This window comes from Actinospineispora spinosispora DSM 44797 (assembly GCF_000429025.1).
In the GTDB taxonomy this organism is placed as follows: domain Bacteria; phylum Actinomycetota; class Actinomycetes; order Mycobacteriales; family Pseudonocardiaceae; genus Pseudonocardia; species Pseudonocardia spinosispora.
The window spans coordinates 268,462-287,045 of the sequence record NZ_AUBB01000006.1 but is presented as its reverse complement, the minus strand read 5'-3'; the positions used below and the strand labels follow the sequence as shown (position 1 = coordinate 287,045).

The 18,584-nt window shown below is 69.9% G+C and carries 19 protein-coding genes; 11 read left to right on the top strand and 8 right to left on the bottom strand.

What is annotated here, in order from left to right:
* Positions 1–393 precede the first annotated feature (393 nt).
* Positions 394–849 (top strand): LapA family protein, encoded by a 456-nt coding sequence (locus G406_RS55375; RefSeq protein ID WP_084215692.1) that lies wholly within the window; start codon positions 394–396, stop codon positions 847–849.
* Between the two features lie 110 nt (positions 850–959).
* A complete protein-coding gene (gene cobA, locus G406_RS0101455) occupies positions 960–2,174 on the top strand; it encodes a uroporphyrinogen-III C-methyltransferase (RefSeq protein WP_028932402.1) in 1,215 nt (404 codons plus the stop codon).
* Positions 2,175–2,232: 58 nt separating this feature from the next.
* Here cobA and G406_RS53530 read toward each other — a convergent pair whose 3' ends face one another.
* Together G406_RS53530 and G406_RS0101445 are read right to left on the bottom strand one after the other, a co-directional pair.
* Positions 2,233–3,150, bottom strand: a complete 918-nt coding sequence (locus tag G406_RS53530; protein WP_051341296.1) for an SCO6745 family protein — start codon at positions 3,148–3,150, stop codon at positions 2,233–2,235.
* Positions 3,151–3,298: 148 nt separating this feature from the next.
* Complete coding sequence (locus G406_RS0101445) at positions 3,299–4,591, bottom strand: sensor histidine kinase (protein WP_051341294.1); 1,293 nt, start codon at positions 4,589–4,591, stop codon at positions 3,299–3,301.
* 136 nt (positions 4,592–4,727) lie between these two features.
* Here G406_RS0101445 and G406_RS0101440 point away from each other — a divergent pair, with 136 nt between their 5' ends.
* Positions 4,728–5,711 (top strand): R2-like ligand-binding oxidase, encoded by a 984-nt coding sequence (locus G406_RS0101440; protein ID WP_028932400.1) that lies wholly within the window; start codon positions 4,728–4,730, stop codon positions 5,709–5,711.
* 121 nt (positions 5,712–5,832) lie between these two features.
* Here G406_RS0101440 and G406_RS0101435 read toward each other — a convergent pair whose 3' ends face one another.
* A complete protein-coding gene (locus G406_RS0101435; RefSeq protein WP_028932399.1) occupies positions 5,833–6,498 on the bottom strand; it encodes a response regulator in 666 nt (221 codons plus the stop codon).
* Positions 6,499–6,596: 98 nt separating this feature from the next.
* Between G406_RS0101435 and G406_RS0101430 the strand changes: the two genes are divergently transcribed.
* The 5 genes from G406_RS0101430 to G406_RS0101410 all read left to right on the top strand — a co-directional run bounded on the left by G406_RS0101430 (position 6,597) and on the right by G406_RS0101410 (position 10,338).
* Positions 6,597–7,355 carry an enoyl-CoA hydratase/isomerase family protein gene (locus G406_RS0101430; protein WP_028932398.1) on the top strand — a complete coding sequence of 253 codons (759 nt, stop codon included), beginning with the start codon at positions 6,597–6,599 and terminating at the stop codon, positions 7,353–7,355.
* Positions 7,356–7,363: 8 nt separating this feature from the next.
* The gene (locus G406_RS0101425; RefSeq protein ID WP_028932397.1) at positions 7,364–8,173 is read left to right on the top strand and encodes an enoyl-CoA hydratase/isomerase family protein; all 810 of its coding nucleotides are present in this window, start codon (positions 7,364–7,366) and stop codon (positions 8,171–8,173) included.
* Between the two features lies 1 nt (position 8,174).
* Entirely contained in the window at positions 8,175–8,915 is a 741-nt protein-coding gene (locus tag G406_RS0101420) for an SDR family NAD(P)-dependent oxidoreductase (RefSeq protein ID WP_028932396.1), read from the top strand.
* A gap of 114 nt (positions 8,916–9,029) precedes the next feature.
* Positions 9,030–9,545 carry an SCO family protein gene (locus G406_RS0101415; RefSeq protein WP_064742817.1) on the top strand — a complete coding sequence of 172 codons (516 nt, stop codon included), beginning with the start codon at positions 9,030–9,032 and terminating at the stop codon, positions 9,543–9,545.
* 67 nt (positions 9,546–9,612) lie between these two features.
* Positions 9,613–10,338, top strand: a complete 726-nt coding sequence (locus G406_RS0101410; protein ID WP_037074620.1) for a hypothetical protein — start codon at positions 9,613–9,615, stop codon at positions 10,336–10,338.
* 4 nt (positions 10,339–10,342) lie between these two features.
* On the opposite strand, the gene G406_RS0101405 is transcribed toward G406_RS0101410, so the two are convergent.
* The gene (locus tag G406_RS0101405; protein WP_028932393.1) at positions 10,343–10,927 is read right to left on the bottom strand and encodes a TetR/AcrR family transcriptional regulator; all 585 of its coding nucleotides are present in this window, start codon (positions 10,925–10,927) and stop codon (positions 10,343–10,345) included.
* A 53-nt stretch (positions 10,928–10,980) separates the two neighbouring features.
* Positions 10,981–11,778, bottom strand: a complete 798-nt coding sequence (locus tag G406_RS0101400) for an enoyl-CoA hydratase-related protein (RefSeq protein ID WP_051341291.1) — start codon at positions 11,776–11,778, stop codon at positions 10,981–10,983.
* 94 nt (positions 11,779–11,872) lie between these two features.
* On the opposite strand from G406_RS0101400, the gene G406_RS0101395 reads away from it, so the two are divergent.
* Positions 11,873–12,064 (top strand): hypothetical protein, encoded by a 192-nt coding sequence (locus G406_RS0101395; protein ID WP_245606972.1) that lies wholly within the window; start codon positions 11,873–11,875, stop codon positions 12,062–12,064.
* A gap of 28 nt (positions 12,065–12,092) precedes the next feature.
* On the top strand, positions 12,093–13,814 hold the full coding sequence (locus G406_RS0101390) for an AMP-binding protein (RefSeq protein ID WP_028932390.1): 1,722 nt from the start codon (positions 12,093–12,095) through the stop codon (positions 13,812–13,814).
* A gap of 284 nt (positions 13,815–14,098) precedes the next feature.
* Here G406_RS0101390 and G406_RS0101385 read toward each other — a convergent pair whose 3' ends face one another.
* Both G406_RS0101385 and G406_RS0101380 read right to left on the bottom strand, forming a co-directional pair.
* The gene (locus G406_RS0101385) at positions 14,099–14,737 is read right to left on the bottom strand and encodes a TetR/AcrR family transcriptional regulator (RefSeq protein ID WP_245606971.1); all 639 of its coding nucleotides are present in this window, start codon (positions 14,735–14,737) and stop codon (positions 14,099–14,101) included.
* Positions 14,738–14,751: 14 nt separating this feature from the next.
* Positions 14,752–15,939: an acyl-CoA dehydrogenase family protein gene (locus tag G406_RS0101380; protein WP_051341487.1), complete on the bottom strand. Its 1,188-nt coding sequence runs from the start codon at positions 15,937–15,939 to the stop codon at positions 14,752–14,754.
* A 90-nt stretch (positions 15,940–16,029) separates the two neighbouring features.
* Here G406_RS0101380 and G406_RS0101375 point away from each other — a divergent pair, with 90 nt between their 5' ends.
* Entirely contained in the window at positions 16,030–17,613 is a 1,584-nt protein-coding gene (locus G406_RS0101375) for a class I adenylate-forming enzyme family protein (protein ID WP_028932387.1), read from the top strand.
* A gap of 95 nt (positions 17,614–17,708) precedes the next feature.
* Here the strand turns inward: G406_RS0101375 and G406_RS0101370 are convergent, their stop codons facing one another.
* Entirely contained in the window at positions 17,709–18,584 is an 876-nt protein-coding gene (locus tag G406_RS0101370) for a TIGR03619 family F420-dependent LLM class oxidoreductase (protein WP_028932386.1), read from the bottom strand.

The window sequence follows — 18,584 nt, the reverse complement described above, 5'->3', positions numbered from 1 at the left end:
GCGACCGACTCGCGCTGCCGAAACCCCCGACTCGCGGTGCTGACGTGCCCGACTCGCGCTGCCGAGATCCCCGACTCGCGGTGCTGTGAACCCCGACTCGCGGTGCCAGCGTGCCCGACTCGCGGGCGGGGTGCGCGCGCCCCGCGAGTCGGGCGTGTCAGCACAGCGAGTCGGGCGTGTCAGCACAGCGAGTCGGGTGCGTCGGCACAGCGAGTCGGGGGTGTCAGCACCGGGCGGTCGAGCCTGTGTGCACCGGTCGAGGGTGGTGGGGACGTGCGCGAGGGCGACACCCGATCGTGCAGTGATCGAATATTTCCGACGGAGGGTGGATACTCCGCGCGAGGCGGTGTCCCGTCAGGTGGGCCTGCCCGGCAGCGGAAGGGGTACCGGGTCATGGCCGAAGAACATCGGCACGGCGACCGGGCGGGGGAGCAGGGCAACGGCGGTCCGGTGACGCCCGGATCGGTGCCGCCCGCCACCGGCACGAACGGTGGCTCGAACGGGACCCACGACCAGTCGAGCTCGGGCACCGTCGTGAAACCGGATCCCGGCGGAACGGTGATCGCGCCGGAGCCGAACCGGCCCACCTCCGTGCCGGTCACCAGGACGCGGGTCAGCGGTCTGTGGATCGGGCTGACGCTGTCGGCGGTCGTCCTGCTGTTCCTGCTGATCTTCATCCTGCAGAACAACGTGCCCACCGAGATCCGCTTCCTCGGCGCGGCCGGAACGCTACCCGTGGGTGTCGCGCTGCTGTTCGCCGCGGCGCTCGGGATCCTGCTGGTGGCGATCCCCGGCTACCTGCGAATCCTGCAGCTGCGCCGAGCGGCCCGCAAGCGTGAGCCACGCTAGAGCGCCCTTGCCTGATATGCGTCACGTTGACCTCGACCGGGCACGACGGAGAGGATGCAGCGTGCTCACCCAGATGAACCGGACCGCGCCAGCCCGACGTGAGGTCGGTAATGGCTGAGGCGCACTACCTGGTCGGCCTCGAGCTGCGTGACCGTCTCGTCGTGGTGATCGGCGGGGGCTCGGTCGTGCAGCGCCGGGCGCCGAGGCTGCTCGCCGCCGGCGCCCGGATCCGGGTGATCTCACCCGAGGTCACCGCCGTCGTCGAGGGCATGGCGGGAGCGGGCGAGCTCGACTGGCGGCAGCGCACCTACACCGACGGCGATCTCGCCGACGCCTGGTACGTGTTGGCGTGCACCGACGACGCCGACGTCAACGAGCAGGTCGTCGCCGAGGCGACCCGCCGCCGGATCTTCTGCGTCCGCGCGGATGCCGGCGAGCTGGGCTCAGCGGTGACACCGGCCGTCGGCGAACACGAGGGGCTGACCGTCGGGGTGATCTCCGGCGGAGATCCCAAGCGTTCCGCCTCGGTGCGGACCGCGATGGTCGAGGCGCTGCGAGAGGGCACGGTCGACGATGCGGCCACACCCGAGGAGCCCGGTGTTGCGCTGGTGGGTGGTGGGCCGGGGGACCCGGGCCTGATCACCGTGCGCGGCCGTCGTCTGCTGTCCAGGGCCGATGTCGTGGTGACCGACCGGCTCGCCCCGCAGAGCCTGCTCGAGGAGCTGCCGTCGCACGTCGAGGTGATCGACGCGTCGAAAATCCCATACGGCAGGGCGATGCAGCAGGAGCACATCAACGCCGCGCTCATCGACGCCGCCAAGGCCGGGAAGTTCGTGGTCCGGCTCAAGGGCGGCGACCCGTTCGTCTACGGCAGGGGCTTCGAGGAAGTCATCGCGTGCGCCGAGGCGGGCGTCCCCGTCACCGTGGTGCCCGGTGTGACCAGCGCATTCGCCGCGCCCGCCGCCGCCGACGTTCCGGTCAGCCACCGGGGGGTGGCCCACGAGATCGTGGTCGTGTCCGGACACGTCGCCCCGGACGACCCGACCTCACTCATCGATTGGCCGTCGCTCGGCCGGTTGCGAGGCACCCTGGTACTGCTGATGGGAGTGCAGCGGATCGCCGCGTTCGCCGAGGTACTCATCGAACACGGCCGTCCGTCCGACACCCCGGTCGCGGTCATCCAGAACGGCACGATGCGCAACCAGCGAACCCTCCGCAGCACGCTGGCGAAGGTCGCGGACGCAATGGCCACCGAACAGTTCCGACCACCGGCGATCATCGTGGTCGGGCCCGTCGCGGGCCTTCAGGCGCTTCGCACACCGTGATGTCGCGTCGCGGATGTTCCCACCGTCCGCGACGCGGCACGAACGTGTGCGACGTCGATCAGCCGGCGGCGCGCTTGCGGGGGTCCGAGGGGAACGCTCCAGCGGCGATGCAGCGCTTGGACCAGGCCGACACCCGGTCGAGCACGGGCCCCAGTCGTCCGCCGAGCGCGTCGATCAGGCTGCGCTGGGTGGCGTCGGTGCGCTTCTCGATCGTGTCCCGGAAGTCCCTGCCGTCGTCGGTCAGCTCCCAGTTGGCGATGAAGCCGGCGACGGTGAGCCGCGCGATGGCCGACTCGGTTGCCTCACGGGACCAGCCCCGGGTGTTGCTGTACTCACCCATCGGGTAGCCGAGCCACAGCTCCGTCACGATGTTCATCTCGCACGGCCCGAGACCCGCGGCCACGCTCGCGGCGACGTGCCCGTCGCCGCGGTGCTCGCGCACCATCTCCGCCGCTCGCCACAGCCGCCCGTACGGGTCGGTGAGCCTGGGGGCCGAGCGCAGCGCCGAGAACAGTGGGCGGCCCGCGCCGTCGGCCTTGTCGACGGCCCGTTCGAGCGACCCGGCGACCCACACGATCTCCCGCTCGGTCGTGACGTCGCCGAGGATCTTGCGGAGGCTCGCGGCGGTGGCCTCGTCGCGCAGCTCGATGAGTTCGGTCCTGTCGATCTTGCCCTGGCCGGTGGTCCACTGCTCGTCGATCAGCTCGTACGGGAACACCGCGAACGTCGAGGTGACCACAGAGGAGGGGACGTCACCGAGGCACGACGCGCGCCCGTAGACGTACGCCGAGAGGAAGTCCAGTCCGCGTTCCGCCAGCGCGGCGTTCACACCGTGAGACCACACCGCGTGCATGGCGAGTGGTTCGAGAGCGTCGCGTAGCTGTCGGGACGGTCCGGCACGGTTCACCACGTCCGGAGCGGTCGTGCCCTCCGGGGGAGCCGTGAAAAACGTGGCGACGGCAGCCTCGTAGTCCATGCGGGAAAAATAGACCCTCCCCTTCGGGGCGGATCCGCTGGCCACCGCACGTGTGGATCTGTCGTCGGCCGACAGGTCCCCGCGACGAATCCGATGTGATCTTGGGCACCTGGCGCGCCGCCTCCGGGGTGGCCTCGTGAGTGCCTCATCACTCACGAGGGGGTGGCAAGGGGATCTCCAGACGGGCCACCAGGCCTCCGCTCTCTCGCGCGGACAGGGTGAGCTGGCCCTTCAGGCTGCCGACCAGCTGCGCGACGATCCACAGGCCCAGACCGGCGGTGCCACGCCGATCACCGAGGCTCACGTACTTGCGGGACACCTCGCCGAGCTGATCCGGCGGCAGCCCGGGACCCCGGTCGCGGACCTCGGCGACGAGCCGGTTCGATGTGCCGGTCAGGTGCAGCTCCACCGGGCCGTCGGTGCTGTGCCGGGCCGCGTTCTCCGCGAGGTTCGTCAGCACCCGACGCAGCAGCTGCGGATCGCTCCACACCGACCCGCCCTCGGGGTCGATCGCGGCGAACCGGCGATGCGCGGGGATCGCGGCGGCGTCCATGACCACGTCGGCCAGCTCGGCCAGTGACACCATGCGTTCGCGGGGCCTGCCGACCGGGCTGCCGTCGGCGAGCGCCAGGTCGGCGAGGTTGTCCAGCATGTCCCGCAGGTGCTCGGCGTGCGCGTTGATCAGCGACAGTGCGGTGGCCGAGGCGGGTTCGGTCAGCGTGCCGGACGCCAGGTCCTTGCTCAGCGCGGTCATCGACGACACCGGCGTGCGGAACTCGTGCAGGATCACCCGCAAGCCGTCCTGGCGGGCGTGCTGCGACTCGGAGAGCCGGGCCCGCAGGTCGCGTTCCTCCAGCAGCGCCTCGTGTTCGGCGATCGCCTCGGCCCTCGACTTCGCCGCCGCCGCGTACTGCCGTTCGAGCAGCCGGCTGAACACCTCGACGAGCACCGCGGTCGCCAGCAGGTAGCCGGTCCACCACAGGCCGTGCAGCACGATGCGCCAGCCGCCCACCGGTTCCCCGCTGAGGTACACCGCGAGGGCGTAGCCGAGGCCCAGCCCGGTCGCCACGACGTAGCCGCGGCGTCCACCGAGCCCGGCCGCGATGACGATGAGCGGCAGGACCGCCACCACCAGTGTGTCCGTTCCGCCGGTGAAACCACAGGCCAGCAGCGTGAGCAGGGAGTCCATCAGGGTGATCGACCAGCTCGGCGGCGGTCGGACGTCGCGGCGCTGCCACACCGCGAGGATCGTGGAGTACACCGCCGCGGTCGCCAGCACGGCCCAGGCCGCGACCCGATGCGTCTCGGTCACCTGGGGTTCGAGGATCAGCAGCAGCGCCCACGAGACGACGACCGCGAGCCGGACCAGCACTACGACGCGCTGTTCACGGGGTTCGCGAAGGTTCTCGATCAAGGGTTCGGGCCACTGCGGCGCGCTCATCCGGCGATCGTGCACCGGATTGGCCCCCGTGGGCCATCCGTGGCGCGCGCGGCCCGCGAATTCGCCTGTGCCGCCGTGTGATGATCGACACACGAGCTGTGACGTGCCGTTCCCGTATTCACCGAGGAGTACATCGATGGCCATCGACCGCATCATCGAGCACAACAAACGCAACGGCTTCGGCAGTCTGTGTCCCGGCGGGCTGCGCATGGAGTCGTTCCCGATGAAGCTGTTCCGCAAGGGCAACAAGAAGTTCTGGAACCCCGAGGACATCGACTTCTCGAAGGACGCCGAGGACTTCGCATCGATGACCGACGACGAGCAGTTGATGACCGCGTCGCTCGCCGCGCGGTTCATGGCAGGCGAGGAGTCGGTCACCCAGGACATCCAGCCGTTCATGCACGCCATGGCGGCCGAGGGGCGGCTGGCCGACGAGACCTACCTCGCGCAGTTCGCGTTCGAGGAGGCCAAGCACATGCAGGGCTTCCGGATGTGGTTCGACGCGGTCGGCCTTGACGGCGACCTGCACGACTACGCCGAGTACGGCCCGGCGTACGACGTGATCTTCAAGGTCGAGCAGCCCAAGGCCATGTACGCGCTCATGGACGACCCGTCGCCCGCCGCGCAGGTCCGGGCCTCGGTGACCTACAACCACATCGTCGAGGGCTGCCTCGCGCTGACCGGCTACTTCGCCTGGGCCAAGGTGTGCAACAGCAGGGGCCTGCTGCCCGGCATGCAGAAGCTGATCAAGCACATCGGTGACGACGAGCGCCGCCACATGGCGTGGGGCACCTTCACCTGCCGCCGCCACGTCGCCGCCGACGACGCGAACTGGACCGTCGTCGAGCAGCACATGGGCAAGCTGATGGAACCCGCGATCGAGCTGACGAACGAGATTTACAGCCGGTTCGAGGGTAAGGAAGCGCCGTTCGGGATCGTGCAGGAAGAGATGACCCAGTACGCGGCCGAGAAGTTGATGCGCCGCCTGGAGTCGATCCAGGGCGCGAGGGGCCGCAACCCGCTGGAGATCGACGAGGACTACTCGCCGATGGAGCTGGAGGACAAGTTCGGCGAAGAGGACGCGGAGGTGCAGCGCCAGGCGCTGGTCACCGCTAGCTAATCCGACCTGTGAGTGGCAAGGGGTCCTATAGCGACCCGTGCCACTCACGACCAACAAGCGGTCGTGAGTGGCACGGGTTGCTACGCCTTCGGCGCCCCTTCGGGGTACAACCCCTTGCCACTCACAGGGGCATGTCCGATTCGTCCAGTAGGCCGTAGTGGCCGGCGAGACCGGCCGCCTCGGTCCGGTTGGGCACGTCGAGCTTGTGCAGTAGCGCGGCGACCATGCGCTTGGCGGTCCGTTCCGAAACGAACATCCGGGTCGCGATGTCGGCGGTCTCCAGACCCCGCGCGATCAGCACCCACAGCGTGCGGTCCTGGCTGTCGAGCCGTTCCAGCAGCTCGTCGGGGGGTTTGCGGGCCGAGGCGAGCAGTGATTCGAGCAGTGCGGGCGGCATGACCCGCAGGCCCGCCGCGACGGTGAGAAGCGGGCTGAGCAGCACATCGGGATCGGCGGACTTCGGGAGGAAACCGTCGGCGCCGGCGCGCAGCGCCCGCTCGGCCAGCGCCAGGTCGTCCGAGCCGGACAGCGCCAGCACCCGCGTGCTCGGCCGCCGCTGCTTGATCTGACGGATCGCGACCGCTCCGCCCAGCGGAGGCATGGCCAGGTCGACGATCGCCAGGTCGGCGGCGCAGGACTCGACGAGTCCGGCCGCTTCCTCGACACGCGTGGTGAGCCCGCCGACGGTGAACCGGTCGCCCGCCTTGCTCTCCAGGAGGAGCGCGAGGCCCTGCGCGAACAGTTCATGATCATCGACGATGACGACCACCAGTGGAGCCACGTTCACGTGGTCACGCTCTCACAGGTCGGCTTGACTCGGCGCGGCGCGCGGGCCACAGTGTTCTCGGACAGTGTGTCCAGACAGTTTGACTGGCAGGGGGCGACGTGGCCGACGAGGTACTGGTTCACGCCGACGGTCGAGTCGGGCGGCTGACGCTGAACCGTCCCTCGGTGTTCAACGCGATCAACGTCGGGTTGGCGCGTGGGCTGGAGGCCGGGGTCCGGGAGCTCGCCGCCGGCAGCGACGTGATCGTCATCAGGGGCACCGGTGGCAACCTCAGCGTCGGCGGTGACGTCCACGAGGTCGACCGGCTACGCAAGCAGGGCCGGGAGGCGCTCGCCGAGCTGTTCCGGTCGTTCCGCGCGGCACTGGCCGCCATCGCCGAGGTTCCCGTTCCGGTCGTGGTCGTCGTCGAGGGCAACGCGGCCGCTGGCGGGTTCGAGCTGATTCAGGCCTGTGACATCGCGGTGGCCTCGACCGATGCGCGGCTCGCCGACATCCACGCCCGTTTCGGCCAGATTCCCGGTGGGGGCAGCACCCAGCGGCTCGCCGAGATCGTCGGGCGGCAGCGTGCACTCGGCCTGATCCTGACCGGCGACCGGATCAGCGGTGCCGACGCCGCCGCGTGGGGCCTTGTCTACCGCGCCGTCCCCCCTGACCACCTGGAACAGGCGGTCGGCGACCTGACCGACCGACTGCTCGCCGGCTCCGCTCCCGCACTCGCCGCGAGCAAGCGGCTGGTGCGGGCAAGCGCGGAGCTGTCGTTGGACGAGGGTCTGGACCTGGAGCTGGAGGCCGTGCTCGACCATCTGGTCGGGTCGACCGGAGACGCCGCGATCGCGGCATTCACCGAGCGTAAGTGAGGGACGGCGTGACCCGGAAGTTGATCGACAGCGGCATGACGCTGCTGGACCTGGAGGACAACGGCGTCGCGCACCTGACGCTCAACCGGCCGGAGGCGGCCAACGGCATGAGCGTGCCGTTCCTGCGGTCGCTCTACGACGCGCTGATGATCTGCCACGGCGAGCCCGCGCTGCGTGTGCTCGTGGTGTCCGGCGCCGGCGCGAACTTCTGCGCGGGTGGTGACATCAAGGACTTCGCGTCGAAGGGCGAGGCGCTGCCGGACTACCTGCGTGAGGCGACGTCCTGGCTGCAGATCTCGGTCGGCGCGCTCATGCGGTTGAACGCCCCGGTGATCGCGGCGGTGCACGGCTTCGCGGCCGGTGGTGGTGGGTTCGGGCTGGTGTGTGCCGCCGACCTGGTGGTCGCGGCCGAGTCGGCGAAGTTCCTTCCCGGGGCGACCAGGGCGGGCATGGCCCCGGACGCCGGGGTGTCGGTGACCCTGTCGCGGCTGATCGGGCTGCACCGGGCGATGGAGCTCGTCCTGCTGAACCCGACCCTGACCGCGGCGCGGGCCTACGAGATCGGGCTGGTCAACAAGGTCGTGCCGGACGAGGAGCTGCACGCCGCCGCCGACGAGCTGGCGACCACACTCGCCGACGGCGCGCCGCTGGCACTCGCGGCGAGCAAGCGGCTGCTGTGGGACGGCGTCGGACGATCGGTCGAGGCCGCGCTGCCGGACGAGGCGCGAACGGTGTCCGAGCTGTCCGGCACGGCGGACTCCCGTGAAGGTCTCGCGGCCGTGATCGAGCGCCGCGCGCCGAAGTTCACCGGACGCTGACATGGGGCGGCTGAACGGTCGGCGTGCCGTGGTCACCGGCGGTGGGCGGGGCATCGGAGCGGGTATCGCGCGCCGCCTGGCCGACGAGGGTGCTCACGTGCTGGTCGCCGACATCGATCTGGAGCCCGCGCGCGCGGTCGCCGACGAGATCGGCGGCGAGGCGGTCGGGCTGGACGTCTCCGACCCGGACGCCGTGCGCGCGGCTCTCGGCGGGGAACGGACGATCGACGTGCTGGTCAACAACGCCGGGTACGACGAGTTCTGCTGGTTCACCGAGGTCACGCCGACCCAGTGGCGTCGCATGCTCGCGGTCAACCTGGAGGGCGTGTTCGCCTGCACCCAGGCGGTCCTGCCCGCCATGCAGCGCGCCCGCTACGGCCGGATCGTCACGGTGTCCTCGGAGGCCGGACGGATCGGGTCCAAGGGGAACGCGGTGTACGCGGCGACGAAGGCCGCCGCGATCGGGTTCATGAAGTCGATCGCCAGGGAGAACGCCCGGTTCGCGATCACCGCGAACACGCTGGTGCCGGGGCCCATCGAGACGCCGCTGCTGGACAAGGTGCGCGCGCTGGGTGAGCCGGGCGACAAGATGGTCGCGGCGATGATCGCGGGCACTCAGCTGGGGCGGTTGGGCACCCCCGAGGAGGTGGCGGCGGGAGCCGCGTTCCTGGCCTCGGAGGAGGCCGGCTTCGTCACCGGCGAGACGCTCGCCGTCTCCGGCGGCATGGGGCTCGGCGCCTGAGGAACGCGCCCGGGTAGGGCTGGCGTCAACGGCGGACCCGTGAGTGATTTGGGCTGCCAGAGCAGCCCAAATCACTCACGGGTTCTTGGCTTCAGCGAGGACAAGGGAGGATGCATGAGTAGTGGTGCGGCACGGGGACCGCTGGTGGGCGCGCGGTTCGACCTCATCGACCACGACGGTCGCCGGGTCACGAACGCCACCTATCACGGAAAGTTCCCGTTGATCTTCTTCGGGTTCACGCACTGCAAGGTGGTGTGTCCGAGGGCATTGACCAGGCTCACGGCGGTACTGGACGGGCTGGGGGAGCGGGCTGAGCTGCTCGAGCCGCTGTACATCACCGTGGACCCGGAGCGCGACACCCCCGGACGGATGAAGCAGTTCCTCGCGGCGAACTTCCCGCGTTTCACCGGACTGACCGGCTCCGAGGTGGAGCTGTCGGCGGCGCGTGAGGAGTTCCGGGTGTTCGCCCGGCGTCAGCGCGACCCGGAGGGCATCGAGGAGTACGTGGTGCCGCATTCCGCCATCACGTACCTGCTCGACCGCTCCGGTGTGTTCCTCACCCATTTCACCGACGTCATCGAGACACCCGAGCTGGTCAGACGCCTGGACGCGGTGCTCGCGGACGCGTAGCTCGGGGCAGGCCGAGTGTCCTCCACCGGGGTTTGACAAAGCTAAGACGACCGGTCATATTCATGGAATGGGCAACGAGCTGCTGGGCAAGGTGCTGGACGCGCACGGCGGTCTGGAGCGCTGGCGCGAGCTGACGACGATCCGGGCGAGCATCGTGAGCGGTGGCGACCTGTGGGGGATCAAGGGCCTGGTCCAGGACTCGGACCCGCGCGAGATGACCGTGCGCCTGCACGAGCAGTGGGCGTCCGTGCAGCCCTACGGTGCGCCGGACCAGCGCACCGACTTCACCGCCGACCGGATCGCGATCGAGAAGCTGGACGGCCGGGTGGTCGCGGAACGTCGGGCGCCGAGGGAGTCGTTCGCCGGTCACACGCTGGCGACCCCGTGGGATGCGTTGCACCGCGCCTACTTCAACGGCTATGCGCTGTGGACCTATCTGACCGCACCGTTCCTGCTGGCCATGCCCGGGTTCACCGTGACCGAGATCGAGCCGGTCACCGATCACGGCGAACGCTGGCTCGGGCTGAGCGCGCGCTACCCGGCGCACATCGCGGGCCACAGCACCGTGCAGGAGTTCTACTTCGGTGAACACGACCACCTGTTGCGGCGCAACGACTACCGGGTCGACGTGGCCGGCGGGTTCATCGGCGTGCACTACGTGTCCGACCTGATCGACGCGGGCGGAATCCTGGTGCCGACGACGCGGCGGGCCTATCGGCGCGAGTCTCCCGACGGCCCCGTTCTCGACCAGCTCATGGTGTCCATCGACCTGTCCGACATCCGGGTGAGCTGACCGGTCAGCGAGCCGGCAGCCCGAGCAGCGGCTCGAACACTCCGGCGAAGAAGTCGTCGATCGGGGACATGTCCTGCAGCACCTTGGCGTGCAGCACAGTGCCTTGCCAGGCGCGGGCCAAGCCGCGGGCGAGCAGGTCGACATCCCGGTCCGCCGGCAGTTCGCCCAGCTCCTTCATCTCGGTCAGGGCGACGGTCAGCGCGGCGATCCAGTGGCTCCATGCATTGCCGACCGCGTCACGGAGCGCGGGCCCGGTCGAGATGGACTCGGCCGCGAAGTTGCCGAACATGCAGCCGAGGTTGGTCCCGTCATGGTTGAGGTCGTCGCCGAAGAACACGAAGTGCGCGCGCAGTCGGTCGACCGGAGGCGTGCCCGGGTCGCGTAGCCGTTCCAGCTGACGGCCGAGCCCGTACCGGCGCAGGGCCTCCAGGGCCATCTCCTCCTTGCTGGAGAAGTAGTTGTAGAACGAGCCCTTCGGCAGGTTCGCGGCGTCGGTGATGTCCTTGACGCCGCTCGCGTGATAACCGCGCCGGTGGAACTGTTCGACCGCCGCCGCGATCACGTGCTCTCGGAGGCTGGGCCTAGGCATCGCATGGCTCCCGGTATAGATGACCAGTCGTCTACCCAGCGTACGCGGCCGCGTCAGCGGCCCTCGAACCTCGTGGATCGCTTCTCGATGAACGCCGCGCGGCCCTCGGCGTAGTCGAACGTGCCGCCGTGTTCCTGCTGGCGGGTGGCCTCGAGCTCCAGGTGCCGAGCCAAGCCGGTCTGCGCGGCGTCGTTGAGCGTGCGCTTGATGTTCGCCAGCGCCACGGTGGGCCCTTCGGCGAGCCGGCGGGCCAGTGCGGTTGCCGAGGGCATCAGCTCGTCGACCGGGTGGATTTCGGTGACCAGGCCCCAGTCCAGTGCGGTCCGAGCGGGGAGACGGTCGCCGAGCATCGTCAGCTGGGCGGCCCTGGTGAGACCGACCCGCTCGGCGAGGAACAGGGAGATACCACCGTCGGGCATCACGCCGATCCGGACGAACGCCATGAGCAGATAGGCGTTCTCGGCGGCGAGCACCAGGTCGCAGGCGAGTGCGAGCGAGGCGCCGATGCCCGCGCAGGCGCCGTGGATGGCCGCGATCACCGGCTTCGGCGCCGACCGGACCGCGAGGACGATCGGGTTGTAGATCTCGCGCAGCCTGCCGGACAGGTCCGGATCGCCGTTCGGCAGCAGCTCGCGCGCGTTCTTGACGTCGGCGCCCGCGCTGAACGCCCGCCCGGCCCCGGAGATCAGCACCGCCCGCACGGCGGGGTCGGCCGATGCCTTGTTCAGCGTCGTGAGCAGCGCGCGACCCATGTCCGGCGTCCAGGCGTTGAGCGCCTCGGGCCGGTTGAGCTCGATATGGGCCACGCCTGCGTCGACCCAGGAGCGGATCGAATCGTCGTCATCGGACACGGGAAGTGATGCTAACATCCTGTCCAGACACAGTGTCCGATCAAATGTCGGCAGAGGCGGTGCGCGGATCGTGGCCGAGCAGCAGCTTGGGGTGGTGGAGAGCGAGTTCGCCGCCGTATCGGTCAGCGTCGACACCGACGCGAACGGGCCCCGGCTCCGCATCGAAGACCTCAGGGGAGGGCGCGTGGCCTACCTGGACGCGCTCCAGCTCGAGGCACTGGCCTGGTTGCCGGCCGAGCGGCTGACCGCGATCCTCGACCCGACAGCGGGCCGCTGGCGCGAGTAGCGTGCCGGTGGCAGAGAGGAGCCCGGCAGTGCCGCCGAGCATCGACCAACGGCGCGCCGCGCTGCGTGACGCCTACCCGGTGTGGCAGCCGCGAACCCTGGACCAGGCGCTGTTCGACTTCGCCGACCGATACGGCGACCGCCCACTCGTACTCACCGACGACCGGTCGCTGACGTATCGGGAAGCAGCGGACTGGACGCGTCGGCTGGCCGACGGCCTGGCCGAGTCCGGGGTCCGGCCGGGGGACCGGGTCGGCCTGTTGATGGCGAACTACCTGGAGTTCGTACCGCTGAAGTTCGCCATCGCGGCCGTCGGGGCGGTGGCGGTCCCGTTCAACTACCTGTACCGGAGCGACGAGCTGGCCTACGTGCTGGCGCAGAGCAGGGTCTCGGTGCTGATCACCATGACCGGGTTCGCCACCCTGGACTACCTCGGCATGCTGGACTCGATCGCGCCCGGCTGGGAGCACGGCCCCACCTCCGCGTTGCCGGAGCTGCGTCAGGTCGTGCTCCTCTCGACCGACGGCAGGGGACGCGAGGGCGCGGCGACGGTGCGGAGCCTCACCGCGCTCGGTGAGGCGCACCCCGGAGCGGCGGTGGGAGCCGGCCGAGGCCCGCACGACGTCGGCGACATCCTGTACACCTCCGGCACCACCGGGTCGCCCAAGGGCGTCATGGTCACCCACGACGCGGTACTGCGCACCGGCTACGCCTCCGCGCTGACCAGGGCGTTCGAAGACGGACGGCGCGTGCTGTTCTCGCTGCCCTGCTACCACATGTTCGGCTACGTCGAAGGTCTGCTCGCCACGCTGTTCGTCGGCGGGGCGATCGTGCCGATGACCGCGTTCGACCCGGCCGGCTACCTCGCCGGTATCGAGAAGCACCGGGCCACCGACATCCTGTGCGTGCCCACCATGACGGTGGCTCTGCTCGAACATCCCGCGCGTACCCGCCACGATCTGGCCTCGGTGTTCGCGATCCTCTCCGGCGCGGCACCCGCGCCGATCTGGCTGTGGGAACGCGTGCGGGACGACATGGGCATCACCGAGATCACCACCGGCTACGGCATGACCGAGGCGGGTGGCGCGATGACGCTGAGCCGGCCGGAGGACTCCCTCGAGCTGCACTCGACGACGGTCGGCGCGGTCAAGATGGCGGGCGCCGCCGGTCTGCCCGAGCTGGACGGCGCGCTGTGCGGCTACGACGTGGTCGACCCGGTCACCGGCTCGGAGGCGGCCGAGGGCGAGCTGGTCGCCCATGGCCCGACGATCATGGTCGGGTTCTGGGAGAAGCCCGTCGAGACGGCCGAGGCGTTGAGCGCCGGCCGGCTGCGGTCGGGGGACCTGGGACGCGTTCGCCCTGACGGTTACATCCAGCTGACCGGGCGGGCCAAGGAGCTGTACAAGAGCGGCGGTGAGCTCGTCATGCCCAAGGAGATCGAGGAGCTGCTGAGCCGCCACCCCGGGATCAGCCAGGCCTACGCCGTGGGTGTGCCGGACGACCGGTGGGGCGAGGTCGGCTGCGTCTGGGTGGTCCTGGAGCCGGGTTCGACGGTGACCTCCGACGACGTGCTGGCGCTGTGCAAGGAGAACCTGGCCCGCTTCAAGGTCCCCAAGCACGTCTTCTTCACCACGGCACCAGAGCTGCCCACAACCCCCACGGGCAAGGTCCAGAAGTTCGAACTGACCCGCAGAGCAACAACCCTCGTGAGTGGCAAGGGCGTCTACCGCGAAGCGGCGCCGAAGGCGTAGGCGCTCGGAGCACTCACGACACGCTTTTCGTCGTGAGTGATCCGGGCGCCTATAGGCGCCCTTGCCACTCACGAGTCGACGGCGAAGCCGAGATGCCTTGGAGCCGGGCACGGGCTAATCCAGGTACGGGGCCGTGGTCCCGACCGCGTGCGAAGAGTGCGCTGCCCGGGGTCCCTCGTGAGTGCTGAGGGCGCCTATAGCCGCTCTACGCACTCACGACGGAAAAGCTGTCGTGAGTGCGTAGAGCGGCTACGCTTCGCGCCCCTTCGGGGTAGACGCCCTCATCACTCACGAGGGGTGCGGATTCGGGCCTGGGCGTAGAGGGTGTTCCAGACGATGGAGGTGTACGCATCCACCAGGTTGGTGAGGTCCTCGTCCGAGGCGTCCTTCACCAGGCGGTGCAGCCCTCGTTCGGCCATCCAGGTGAGCCAGGCCGCCGTCTGCGCCGACGGCAGGCTCTCGTCCACGAAACCGGCGGCCTGACCCGCTCGGATGTGTTTACGCAGGCCGGCGATGTTGCGCTGCATCATCGCCTCGACCTGGTCGCGCACGCCGGTGTCGTAGGCCGCCGCGTCGAACGCCGCCGCCATGAGCGTCGTGTGCGGCCGGTAGACGTCCACCACCCGGCCCAGCACGGCGCGCAGGTCGTCCCAGCCCGCGTCGGGGCCCAACGCCCACCAGGCCTGCGCCGCGACATCCAGCTCACTGATGATGTCGGTGAGCCAGGCACGGATCAGTTCGCCCTTGTCCTCGAAATACACGTAGAACGTCGAACGGGACACCCCGGCCAGCGAGACCAGTCGTTCGACCGACAGCTCGGTGAAGTTCTCCCCGTCGGCGAGCAGCTGCTCCACGGCTTCGAGCAACCGCGCCCGGATCTGGTCACGCCGCTCGGCTCTGCTGCCCTGCGTTCTGCGGGTCACTGACGGCATGACTACTAGAACCCGAACGACTTCCCGATCACATCGAGCATGATCTCATCCGCACCGGCACCGATGCGGTACAGCCTGATGTCGCGCAGCACGCGGGACACGTCGTACTCGTCCATGTAGCCGGCGCCACCGTGGATCTGGACGCACTGGTCGGCGACCTCCCACGCGGTCTGGGTGGCGAGCAGCTTGCTCATCGAGATCTCCCGGACCGGGTAGTCGCCGCGCGCGTACGCCCTCGCGGTCTGGTAGATCAGCGCGCGGGCGGCTTCGAGCTTCGTCGCCATGTCGGCGAACTTGTGCCGGATCGCCTGGTGCTGGCCCAGCGGCCTGCCGAACGTGTGCCGCTCGCGGGCGTAGTCCAGGGTCTTGTCGAAGGCGTACTGCCCGTAGGCGAGACAGCCCGCCGCGCCGATCAGCCGCTCGGCCTGCAGCTCCCACATGATCTGCTCGAAGCCCTTGCCGACGGTGCCCAGCAGCGCCGAGTCGTCGACCCACACGTCCTCGAAGGTCAGCAGCGCGGTGTCCGAGGCGTGCATGCCCATCTTCCGCAGCTTCTGGTCCCGGGTCACACCGGGCGTGTCCATCGGCACCAGGAACAGGCTGAAGCCTCGGTGGCCGGCATCCGGGTCGGTCTTGGTGACCAGGAGGATCATGCTGTTGCGGTGGCCGTTCGTGATGAACGTCTTGGAGCCGTTGATCAGCCAGCCGCCGTCGTGGCGCACCGCGCGGGTCTTCGTCGCGGCGACGTCGGAGCCGGCGTCGGGCTCGGTGATGCCCAGCGAGTACATCTGCTCGCCCGCGACACCGGGACGGACCCAGCGCTGCTTCTGCTCCTCGGTGCCGAACTGCAGGATCGGGGGCATGACCATGTCGGTGTGCACCGACAGTCCCATCAGGAATCCGCCGCTGCCGCCGCGAGCGATCTCTTCCGCGAGCACCAGGTTGGTGAAGTAGTCGCCACCCTGTCCGCCGTACTGCTCGGGGACGGACAGCCCCAGCAGGCCGAGCTCGCCCATGCGCCGCACGATCGAGTCGGGGAACGTGTGCTCCTCCCACTCCGCGACGTGCGGGGTGATCTCCCGCTCGACGAACGAGCGGATCGACGCGCGCAGTGCCTCGTGGTCCTCGGTGAAGATCACGTGCCCTGTCGGGACGGCTCGCTCATCGGTGACGGACTGTTCGGCGGTGGTCATCACGGGCTCCAGCTCGGGCGTCGAGAGCATTTCTGGACATAGTGTCCAGACGGTATGGCCGACACTAGCATTCCCGGGCACACTGAGACCATGACGAGCGCCCCCGAGTCGTACCGGCCCGCCGACCGCTGCATCGACCTGACCGATCACACGGTCGGCTCGCTGCTGGAACTGCGTGCCGCACAGGCGCCGGACCGCACCGCGCTGGTCGGTACCGGGCACGACGGTGCACCTCGGCGCTACACCTACCGTGAGCTCCACGACGAGGCGCGGCGCATCGCCTCTGGTCTGGCCGAGCTGACCGAACCGGGGGAGTTCGTCGCGCTCTGGGCGCCCAACCTGGTCGAATGGCCGCTCATCGAATACGGCGCCGCGCTGGCCGGCGTCGTGCTGGTCGCGCTCAACCCGGTCCTGCGGCCGGAGGAGCTGCGGTACGCGCTGGACCACTCGGGAGCGGTGGTGCTGTTGCACGCCGACCGCAGCCGCGACTACGACCTCGCCGAGGTGGCCCAGCAGGTCGCCGGGCAGTGCCCCCGGTTGCGCGCGGTGATCAGCCTCGGCTCACCCGAGCGCTACACCTCCGACGCGACGACCGACCTGCCACCGGTCGACCAGCTGAGCCCGGTCATGTTGCAGTACACCTCGGGCACCACCGGTACGCCCAAGGGCGTGCTGCTGCACCACCGGGCGCTGGTCAACGATGCCAAGCTGACCATGGAAGCCGCGGAGATCGAGGAGGGTTCGGTCTGTCTCAACCCGCTGCCGATGTTCCACACGGCGGCCTGCGTCATCAGCACGCTCGGCCCGTTGTCCATCGGTGGCTGCATGGTGCTGATGGAACGGTTCGACCCCGCCGCGGCGCTGGCCGCGATGCGGGACGAACAGGTCCGGGTGCTGATGAGCGTCCCGACCGTGCTCGGCGCCATCGTCGAGGCGGCGGTCGCCGACGGTGGGCAACCGCCGCCGCTGCGTACCGTGCTCGTGGGTGCGTCCAACGTTCCGTCCAGCATGATCGAGACGGTCGAGCAGCGCTTCGGCGCCTCGGTGCACAACCTGTTCGGCCAGACCGAGCTGTCGCCGGTGCTGACCCTCACCCGCCGATCGGACGACCGGCGCGACCAGGTCCGTTCGGTCGGGCGTCCGTTGCCGCACGTGGAGTGCAAGATCGTCGACCCGGCGACCGGCGAGACCACACCGCTGGGTGTGCCCGGCGAGATCTGTGCCAGAGGGTTCCAGCAGCTGATCGAGTACTACCGCAACCCCGAGGCCACCGCGAAAGCGGTCGACCCGGACGGCTGGCTGCACCTCGGGGACCTCGGCTCGATGGACGAGCGCGGCATGATCACCCTGACCGGACGGCTCAAGGACCTGATCATCCGGGGCGGCGAGAACATCGCACCGGCCGAGATCGAGAGCTGTCTCGTCACTCACCGCTCGGTGCTGGACGCCTCGGTGATCGGGCTGCCCGACGAGCGGTGGGGCGAGATCGTCGTGGCGGTGGTGCGGTTGCGCGACAGGCCCACCGACGTCGAGGCCGAGCTGATTGAGCACTGTCGCGCCCACCTGGCCAAGTTCAAGGTTCCGGCGCGGGTGGTCGTCGTCGAGGAGTTCCCGATGACGCCGACCGGCAAGGTGCAGAAGTTCCGGCTGCGCGACCAGCTGCTGGCTGATTGATTCGCCGCCGGTTCACGCCACTTCGCAGAGCTTCACGTCGTGTCGCAGATGCCGCGGCGTCTGCGACGCGACATCAAGGTCTGCGAGGTCGGGCGCTAGGCGCCGAGTAGCCGCCGCACCCACTCCAGGTGCTGGTCCAGGTCGGTGGCGACGTACAGCAGGTCGACGAACGCGTCCGGATAGCCGGCCTCGTCGAGGGCCCTGACCAGCGCCGCCACGTCGTCGATCGAGGCGCGCGGGGTGACGTTGATCCGCACCGTCGTGCCGATCCGCTCCGGTGACCGGCCCGCGTCGACCGCGGCGGCGTCGATGACCGCGCGCTGCCGGTGCAGCAGCGATGGGTCGAACCTCCCGGGTGCGAGCACGACCGGCAACCAGCCGTCCGCGCGGCGGCCGATCCGGCGTAGCGCCGCGGCCGACTGGGCGCCCAGGTAGATCGGCGGGTGCGGCTGGTGGACCGGGGTGAGCCGCACGTGCGCGGGCGGGATGGACCACCGGGCGCCCTCGTGCTCTGCCGGGTCGGTGGTCCAGAGCGCGACGAGCGCGTCCAGCAGCTCGTCCAGCTGCGCACCCCGGCCGGTGAACGGTGCTCCCGCCGCCTGGTACTCCTCGGGTGACCAGCCGACCCCGAACCCGGCGAGCAGTCGCCCGTCCGCGACGACGTCGATGCTGGTGAGCTGACGGGCAAGCTGGACGGGCGGGTACCACGGTGCGACGAGGACGCTGCTGCCGAGCGTCGCTGTGCGGGTCGCCGTGGCGGCCACGGTGAGCGCGACGAACGGGTCGAGCGCCGTCCGGAACTGTTCGGGCACGTCGTCGCGGCCCGCATAGCCGACGGTGGGGTGCGCCGGAGCGAACAGCCGGTCACCCACCCACAGGCTCGCGGCGCCGAGCTCCTCCGCGGTGCTGGCGAACCGCGCCAGATCGATACGGGCCGAATCGCCGTACTGCGGCAAGGCAAATCCCAGCAC